At 52.8% G+C, this 2,636-nt stretch carries 2 protein-coding genes and 1 pseudogene; all 3 read right to left on the bottom strand.

Annotated features, from left to right (window positions below):
- Positions 1–44: 44 nt before the first annotated feature.
- Positions 45–653, bottom strand: a complete 609-nt coding sequence (locus AC2VLY_RS09290) for an alginate export family protein (RefSeq protein WP_486922149.1) — start codon at positions 651–653, stop codon at positions 45–47.
- Positions 654–773: 120 nt separating this feature from the next.
- The gene (locus AC2VLY_RS09285; RefSeq protein WP_486922148.1) at positions 774–2,180 is read right to left on the bottom strand and encodes an MFS transporter; all 1,407 of its coding nucleotides are present in this window, start codon (positions 2,178–2,180) and stop codon (positions 774–776) included.
- A 265-nt stretch (positions 2,181–2,445) separates the two neighbouring features.
- A pseudogene (locus tag AC2VLY_RS09280) lies at positions 2,446–2,636 on the bottom strand (CmpA/NrtA family ABC transporter substrate-binding protein); the annotation flags it as partial.

Here is a 2,636-nt window from a genome sequence, read left to right as displayed (position 1 = left end):
ATGATCAGCCTGAAAATCGTAATAGGTAGCCATCAGTTGGGTTTTCATGATTTTTCCAGTAGCCGTAAAGTAAAGGCTACGCAGCCCCTTTGGGGGGTGGTAAGAAATACCTCTGCCCAACCGTTAAAGGCATGATAAATGGATAGATCCTTCAGCGGTTTTCCGGAGATGGATACGGAATCAAAAGTCTGGGGGGTCTGGCGGAAACCCACAGCACCTACAAAACGTTCATCATCCAGATTGATTACCTGCCGACCCGCACGCAATTTCCATCCGGGAATGCCGGCATATTGCAGATAGGCCTGATTGACGTTGCTTTCATCCGGATCGGGAATAACCGAATACGCCGTTTTGCCATTACGTAAGCTGTTGTACTGGTTGATGATGCCCGCTACGTTGATGAATTGCAGATCAGCACTGAAACCGGCAATGGGTTTACTGCTGATGCCCAGCAGCGTCTGTACGGTAAAGGCATTTGCATCTTTTTTCCCGGCCTGCGACATGAATTCATAACGAGGACGAAAATCCAGATGAACCTGTCCCTGGGTAATGGCATCGCTCAGAGTGTCTGCATTGGCCCAAGTTCCTGCCAAAGTGATTAGTAGAGCGTTCATAACGGCGAGATACGCAGCAGTTTTTTTCAGAGAAGGCATGATTGGGTCTCCAGAATAAATTTAGCCATGAAATCATTGATAAAGAGCGCAGAACTCCCGATGCGTCAGCAAACGCATCTGGAAGAACCGCAAGTTGTGATGGGGGACTTTAGTGAAAACTCAGTCAGTAACGGCGCTGGCTTCGGATAAAGCTGAGGGCGTTTCCTCCATGGCTACAGCCATCGTTCCATGATGAGACCAGCTTAACCACTGCTGGCGCAGGACAAGTACCAGCCCCAGTGCGATGCTCGTCAGTACGGCGAAGAAGGCAAAGCCCAGGTGATAGGTGCCGGTTTCCTGCTTGGTGATGCCCAGAATAACGGGCAGATAAAAGCCGCCTATTCCACCTGCAGCACCAATAATACCGGTCATGATGCCGGTTTTTTCAGGCCAGCGCAGGGGAACCAGTTGAAACGTGGCACCATTTCCCAGACCGAAGCAGGCATACAGAATCAGTAAGAAGCCAATGGCCAGATCCAGAGGCGGGGTCCAGGTTGCAAACACCATATCCATCAGCGCGATACCACCTAAAAACCAGCGTAGTGCAGCAGCACCCGAGATCCGGTCAGCAATCATACCGCCCAAAGGTCGCAACATGGCTCCGGTAAAAGCAAACAGTGCCATCAGCATGCCAGCGTCCACTTTGGGCAAATGGTATAGAGTAACCATGAGCAGGCTGACATAGGCAGACATGCCGACAAAGCCGCCGAAGGTGATGGCGTATATCAGAATAATCACCCAGGTATCGCGTTCGCGGAGGGCCAGTCGATAGCGTTGCGGGAGAAAAATCCCTGTCAGCAATACGCCGTATACGGGTAGCATCAATAGAGCGGCTTTACCCTGCAATCCCAACCAACCCATGGGTGTTGCTACAGCCAGAACTGCCAAACCTGCCAGAGTTACCACAAAGCCCAGTAATGCGGGTTTTACCCGACCGCTTTTGGGGGCGCTATCCTTGCCCCAGAAAAACAGGCTCACACCGGCCAGAGCCAGCATGGGCAGGGCGGCAGCGGTCGCGTGCGCCCAGCCAAAATTCGCGGCCAGGGGCGGAAAGAGAAAACCATCCAGTACCGCTCCAATGTTTCCAGCAGCAGCTATGCCCAATACGGTTCCCTGCACTTTGGCAGGATAATTACTTCCGGCCATGGGCAGGGCAACCGCAAAACTGGCTCCGCCAACACCCAGTAGCACACCGAGCACGATGAGCAGTGAGTAACCGGGTACACCCGGATAAAGCAGCAGAAAAAGGGGCGGAATAGCGGATAGTGCGACACCACCCAGCGCCAGCCAGCGACCATTCATGCTTTGGTAAAGGTTGCCCATGCCCACGCGTAAAATTGCCGCAGAGAGGATCGGTACTGCGACTAAAAAGCCTTGTTTCGCATCGCTCAGATGCAAGGAGTGAATCATGTAGGGGGCCAGCGGGCCATACAGCAACCAGACAGTAAAGCCCGTGTCGAAATAGAGAATGCTGGCGACCAAAGCGCGCCAGTTTCCACTTCGGAGCATGGTTAAAAGTTCTTTCATGGAGCGTCCCTCTAAAGCGGATAAAAGCCAAAGAAAAAGGCGTTCCCGGCCCGTATGAGCCAGGAACGCCTTCGTCCCAAAACGCTGTTCATCGGTGAACAGTGCTGAGCAAGCTACAGCATTTTCCATGCCATGATTGCGAAGTTACTCTGAATCGTTGTTTTTAGGCCGTGCACGGGGATTTTGCTGGGCATTCTGCGGGTGATGGATGTACAAGGCTGGTGCATATTCCCCGAGAAGGGGCCCAATGATGGTGCATCGCCGCTCAGCGGGTGATGGTGCTCCCATCAAAAATCAGGTTGGGTCCCATGATAATGGGATGCCCATCATCGCTCTGAACCTGCCAGGATTGGGCGTGATTTCCCCAGTCGACAAAATCCGTATTGGGAACGGGAAGGCGCAGCGCCTTTGCCGCCTGCCGATAGATATCGCAACGATATACCTGTGGAATCAATG

Source organism: Acidithiobacillus sp. TH-A36 (genome assembly GCF_057473445.1).
This window is presented reverse-complemented; position numbering and strand designations above follow the sequence as displayed.

Coding starts and splice junctions, on each gene's coding strand:
- AC2VLY_RS09290 (WP_486922149.1), bottom strand. CDS start 653: ATGCCTTCTCTGAAAAAAACTGCTGCGTATCTCGCCGTTATGAACGCT.
- AC2VLY_RS09285 (WP_486922148.1), bottom strand. CDS start 2,180: ATGAAAGAACTTTTAACCATGCTCCGAAGTGGAAACTGGCGCGCTTTG.